The organism is Bacteroidales bacterium, assembly GCA_014860585.1.
Classification (GTDB): domain Bacteria; phylum Bacteroidota; class Bacteroidia; order Bacteroidales; family 4484-276; genus RZYY01.
The window spans coordinates 23739-29928 of record JACZJL010000034.1 but is presented as its reverse complement, the minus strand read 5'-3'; the positions used below and the strand labels follow the sequence as shown (position 1 = coordinate 29928).

The following is a 6190-nucleotide window of genomic DNA, read 5'->3' as shown; positions in this document are numbered from 1 at the left end:
GAAACTCATCGAAAACAACATGGTGGAACTGGCCGGAAGCGACCTGCACAACATGAACTACCTCGAAGCGCTGCGCAAATCACGCTATGAAAGGAGCCTCCGGGATTTGATCGGGTCGGGAAGGCTGATCAATGATAAAATGTAGCTTGATGGCAGAACCGGAAAACTGGATTTATCTGTCCGACAGAGTCGTCCGGACTGGCCGCCTGCCATCCCCCACAGGATTCTTTGGAGAAAAATTGTTACACTGCGGTTCTTTGCGCCTTCTTTGCGCAACTCTGCGTTAAAAAAAGGTTGAACCGCAAAGGGCCACAAAGCGTCAACCTGAAATCCTCATCTCAACTTCCAATCAGGAATGGCCGGTTAAAATTTCAAGTGCATCAGCTACAGATACGGTTGAAATATCAATCAGATTAAAATCTTTAACCCGGAATTTTTTCAGAACTTTTTCGATAACAGGTTTGCGAACAACCCAGATCATTTTAAAATGACCACCGGACTGCATCAGTTTTTCGATTGATGAGCTCCAGCCTTTTCCCTTGAGCTCAAACGGGCCAACCTCATCAATCACAACAAAATCACATTCCAAAAGATTTTCCGCACTGAGCAACTGCTTTCCAAAATTCAGCCCTTCTTCTGAAAATGAAAATGGTCCGACTCTTTCCCCGCTACTTTCATTAAGTGAGCATAGCGGCATGGTGATCCCAGTTTTTAAATCCATTATTTGAAAGGATACACGGTGATTGTTTTCAAATATTCCGGGCGCTACAAAACCTCCGGTTTTATAGCCGTTTTCACTAAGCAGCTTAACCAGATCAGTCACATAGGTGGTTTTTCCCTGATGCTGTCCTCCTGAAATGATGAATACATAAGGCAGTGAATATATACTGTTCATATTGCTCCTGATCTGAAAAATGGTGTCAGCAAGAAAACTCTATTTGTTGAAAATCAAACTCAGGGTGTTTTCTTGATGACACTATTAAATTCCACAAATTAACGACAAAAATCTGTTTCGCAAACTTGTTGGAGACTGTTACAGGAAGGGGGATTTTAATCAAAATCGTTTTTCCCCCTCCCTGTTTTTCCCTATTTTTGTCGCTTACAATAAAAGCAGACAACAATGCCAGAAACCAAAAAACTTTTTCTCCTTGATGCAATGGCCTTAATTTACCGGGCTTTTTATGCATTGAACAAGAACCCCCGAATCAATTCTAAAGGGATGAATACATCCGCCATTGTGGGTTTTGCCAACACGTTGCTTGATGTGATTAAAAACCAAAAACCTACCCACATCGGGGTGGCCTTTGATACGCACGCACCTACTTTGCGGGCTGAGGAATTCATTGCCTATAAGGCCAACCGCCAGGCAATGCCCGAAGATTTGGCAAAGTCGCTTCCTTACATCGTAAAACTGATCGAAGGCTTCAATATTCCCATTCTTTTTGTTGATGGATACGAGGCCGACGATGTGATCGGTACATTGGCAAAAGTCGCTGAGCAAAAGGATTTCACGACCTATATGATGACCTCGGACAAAGATTTCGGACAACTGGTTTCGGACAAGACCTTCATTTTTCGTCCTCCGTTTATGGGCAATAAAGCCGAGGTTCTTGGGGTACCGGAGGTTTGTAAAAAATTCGGGATTGAACGGCCTGAACAGGTCATAGACATGCTGGGTCTTTGGGGAGATGCTTCCGATAACATTCCGGGGGTTCCTGGGATCGGTGAAAAGCGCGCCCAGGAATTGATTGCCACTTACGGCACTTTAGAAAATGTGCTGGATCATGCTGATGAGCTGAAAGGTAAAATGGCTGAAAACGTTCGGGAATTTGCACAGCAGGCGCTCGACTCAAAACGGCTGGCAACGATAGTACTTGATGTTCCGATTGATTTTGATGAAGAGAAATTAAAACTCAACGCACCTAACCTGGAAGCACTAAAGGAAATTTTTACAGAATTGGAATTCAAAACATTTGCAAAAGCGCTGTTCGAATATTACCAGGCTGAAGGGTCAAAAACGGTGGCCAGGCAGGCCGAAGTGCAACAGGATTTATTCAGCTCTGCCGGAAGCAGCGGTGAAGGCGAAATCAATACCATCGAAAATACACCACACAATTATTACCTGCTCGACACGCCTGAAAAGCGTCAGTTTTTGATTGCGGGAATTAATAAGCAGAAATCATTTTGTTTCGACACCGAAACCACAGGAACGGACCCCAATAACTCAGAACTCGTGGGCATGTCATTCGCCCTGAAACCCGGTGAGGCCTGTTATATGCCCGTCCCTGAAAATTACAACGAAGTTGTAAAACTGGTTCAGGAATTCAGGCAGGTTTTTGAGGACGAGACAATCGAAAAAACCGGCCAAAACCTGAAATATGACATCTCAGTGCTGAGGTGGTATGACCTCGAGGTAAAAGGCAAGATGTTCGACACCATGCTTGCTCATTATCTTATCGAGCCGGAACAGCGGCACAACATGGATTTTCTATCGGAAAAATACCTCAATTACAGGCCTGTCAGTTATGAGGACGTAACCGGCAAAAAAGGGATCAATCAGCCGACAATGCGGGAAGTGCAGGGAAAACGCCTGAACGACGTACTTAACTACGCTGCCGAGGATGCCGACATCACCTTACAATTGCGAAAAAAACTCGAACCTCAACTTGAAGAATTTGGGGTAAAAAAATTATTTGATGAAATCGAAGTACCACTGGTGTCGGTATTGAGTTCGATGGAAGCTGAAGGGATCAAGCTTGATGTTCAAGTTCTCAGGGTATTTTCTTCACAATTAGAGGGAGAAATCGCTGAGGTTGAGCGGGAAATTTATACTTTGTCAGGAGAAGAATTCAACATCGGATCACCAAAACAGCTTGGCATCATTCTTTTCGAAAAGCTAAACATCACCAAAAACCCGAAAAAAACTAAAACCCATCAATACTCCACGGGTGAAGAGGTACTTTCGAAACTTGAGCACAAGCATCCTGTCGTTTCAAAAATCCTTGATTACCGCTCGCTGACCAAACTGAAATCCACTTATGTGGATGCTTTGCCAGCGTTGATCAGTCCCCGTGACGGTAGGCTTCACACAAGTTACAACCAGGCAGTGACCTCCACCGGAAGACTCAGCAGCACCAATCCTAACCTGCAAAACATTCCCATCCGCACCGAAAAAGGCCGTGAAATCAGAAAAGCTTTTGTACCACGCAACGATGATTACGTGCTGCTGGCAGCCGATTATTCACAGATCGAACTGAGAATAATTGCCGAACTGAGCCGTGACAAAGGAATGATGGAAGCCTTTATCCACGGACTTGACATTCACACGGCCACCGCTTCCAAAGTGTTTGGCGTCGGCCTCAACCAGGTGACCAAAGAGATGCGCCGCAACGCCAAAGCAGTAAACTTTGGAATAGTTTACGGTATTTCGGCCTTTGGGCTGTCGGAACAATTAAGTATCACGCGCAGCGAGGCCGCTGAGATCATCCAAACCTACTTTACCGAATACCCCGGTGTGAAACAATACATGAACGAAAGCATAGAATTCGCCAGGAAAAACGGTTATGTAGAAACCATGATGGGACGACGCCGCTATCTGCGCGACATCAACTCAGGAAATGCGAATATCCGCGGCTTTGCCGAACGCAACGCCATCAACGCCCCCATCCAGGGATCATCCGCTGACATGATCAAAATTGCGATGATCAGAATTTACGATGAAATGGTAAGGAAAAACCTGAAATCCCGCATGATCCTCCAGGTGCACGACGAATTGGTATTTGATACCTGCAAAAAAGAGCTCTCCATTTTGAAAGAAATCGTAGAGGAAAAAATGAAAAATGCCATCGAAATGACCGTTCCTATTGTCGTTGAAATCAACACCGGCGATAACTGGCTGGAGGCACATTAGCATTTAAATCAAGGTTTTATATCGAGTTGAATTTGTACTTAATATGGGGAAGTATATCCCGGAAAATATTCGTATCCCCCAACCTTCTCAATTGTTTATCTATCTTTGCTGATTGAAGTTTCATTTTAAAACGACGGATTTATGAACCTGAAGGAAGACAAAAGAATAGTGATGACACTCGATGCCGGAGGAACAAATCTTGTTTTTTCGGCCATTCAGGCAGGCGATGAGATCGTTGATCCCATCACACTCCCTGCCGCAGCGGATAGTCTGACTGACTTACTGAAAAGAATCATCGAAGGCTTTGAGGATGTAAAAAGCAAACTGAAAGAGGCTCCTGTTGCCATCAGTTTTGCATTTCCCGGTCCGGCTGAGTATGAACTTGGGATTATTGGCGACCTGGTGAACCTGCCTTTATTCAGGGGTGGCGTGGCTCTCGGTCCGATGCTCGAAGAAAAATTCAACATTCCGGTTTACATCAATAACGACGGCGATCTTTTTACCTATGGCGAAGCCATCGGAGGGCTTTTACCCCACATCAACGACCTGCTCGAAAAAAGCGGCAGTCCCAAACGTTATCACAACCTGATTGGCGGCACTTTCGGAACCGGATTTGGTGGTGGAATTGTTTCAAAAGGTGAGCTTTTCAGTGGCGATAACTCAGCTGCAGGCGAAATAAACCGCCTCCGCAATAAAGTCCATCCATTTTACAGTGTCGAAGAAACGGTGAGTATCCGAGGGATCAAGCGCATGTACAGCCGGGCCGCCGGTATTTCAGAAATCCTTTGCCCAACCCCGCAATCCATTTTTGAGATTGGAATGGGAAAGGTAGCCGGCCATAAAGAAGCAGCCAGGCAGGCGTTTAAAAAATTTGCCGTTGCTGCGGGCGATGCCCTTGCCAATGCCATTACTCTCCTTGATGGACTGATTGTAATTGGTGGTGGAATTTCAGGCGCCTACCCTCTCTTTTTACAACATTTGGTTAATGAGATGAATTTCAAGTTTGATACGCCCGACGCCAAATACCTTCCCCGACTTGAAATTAAAGTGTTTAACCTCGAAAACGATCGGGATTTACAGCGTTTCCTCACCGGAGACAAACGCGAAATCGAAGTGCCGTTCAGCGCAAAAAAGATCGGTTACGATCCGCTGAAACGCATCGGTGTGGGCGTTACAAGGCTTGGAACTTCCAAAGCCACTTCGCTTGGCGCTTATGCCTTTGCCCTGAACGAACTGAACAAAAAATAATCAGCACATGAAGGTATCCGGTTTTACCATCGTCAGAAACGGACAGAAATACGACTACCCGTTCATCGAATCCATCCGTTCATTGTTGCCACTCTGCGACGAGGTGATTGTTGCCGTTGGGAATTCAGAGGACGAAACCCTGAGTATGGTTCAATCCATCGGCTCTCCAAAAATAAAAATTATTGAGACCATCTGGGACGACAAGCTCAGAGAGGGTGGCCGGGTACTTGCAGTAGAAACCGACAAGGCCAAAGCTGCCATCGCCCCTGACACCGATTGGGGAATTTACCTTCAGGCCGATGAAGTGTTACACGAACAGGATTATCCCGTCGTAAGGAAAGCCATGGAAGAAAACCTTGCCGACAAAAGGGTTGACGGGTTGTTGTTTGATCATCTGAATTTCTATGGCTCCTTCGACTTTATTGCCGATTCACGGCGATGGTCTTACAAACAAATCAGGGTTATCCGTAACATTCCGGAAATCAACTCCTACCGTGATGCCATGAGTTTTAAAAAGGATGGGAAAAACCTGCTGGTTAAAAAAATCAACGCCACCGTCTATCACTATGGGTGGGTGCGCACTCCTGACGCCATGCAAAAGAAACTTGAGACTTTCCAAAAGCTCTGGCACGACGATGACTGGATCGAAAAAAACGTACAAAAAGCTGAAGCATTCGACTATTCTCAGATTGACTCGCTTGCCCATTTCAAAGGAACACATCCGGAGGTGATGAAGGAACGTATCCGGAGAATGAACTGGAAATTTGACTTCGATCCGACCAAAGGAATTAAACTTTCGTTGAGGCTGAGAATTCTAAACTGGCTGGAGAAGAAGTATGGGATCGAGATCGGGAAGTTCAGGACGTATAAGGTTATCAGATAGTTACCATCAAGCCTGAGAAAATAACTAAAAGAACTTGAATTTTTATCAACACTCGACAAAAAAAAGAATGAGAACCTAAAGACAAGAACAAAATAGAACTGATGGTTGAACAGACTTTTAAGAATAGAGACGACATACTTTACAAACAC

General features: G+C 45.0%; 5 protein-coding genes. 4 read left to right on the top strand and 1 reads right to left on the bottom strand.

Annotated features, from left to right (window positions below):
• A partial coding sequence (locus IH598_04395; GenBank protein MBE0637737.1) for a hypothetical protein occupies window positions 1–145 on the top strand: 145 nt, incomplete at its 5' end.
• Window positions 146–349: 204 nt separating this feature from the next.
• Here the strand turns inward: IH598_04395 and IH598_04390 are convergent.
• The gene (locus tag IH598_04390; protein ID MBE0637736.1) at window positions 350–895 is read right to left on the bottom strand and encodes a DUF2478 domain-containing protein; all 546 of its coding nucleotides are present in this window, start codon (window positions 893–895) and stop codon (window positions 350–352) included.
• A 225-nt stretch (window positions 896–1120) separates the two neighbouring features.
• Between IH598_04390 and polA the strand changes: the two genes are divergently transcribed.
• The 3 genes from polA to IH598_04375 all read left to right on the top strand — a co-directional run bounded on the left by polA (window position 1121) and on the right by IH598_04375 (window position 6041).
• A complete protein-coding gene (gene polA, locus IH598_04385) occupies window positions 1121–3910 on the top strand; it encodes a DNA polymerase I (GenBank protein MBE0637735.1) in 2790 nt (929 codons plus the stop codon).
• A gap of 141 nt (window positions 3911–4051) precedes the next feature.
• Window positions 4052–5158, top strand: a complete 1107-nt coding sequence (locus tag IH598_04380; GenBank protein MBE0637734.1) for an ROK family protein — start codon at window positions 4052–4054, stop codon at window positions 5156–5158.
• A 7-nt stretch (window positions 5159–5165) separates the two neighbouring features.
• Window positions 5166–6041, top strand: a complete 876-nt coding sequence (locus IH598_04375) for a glycosyltransferase family 2 protein (protein ID MBE0637733.1) — start codon at window positions 5166–5168, stop codon at window positions 6039–6041.
• Window positions 6042–6190 lie beyond the last annotated feature (149 nt).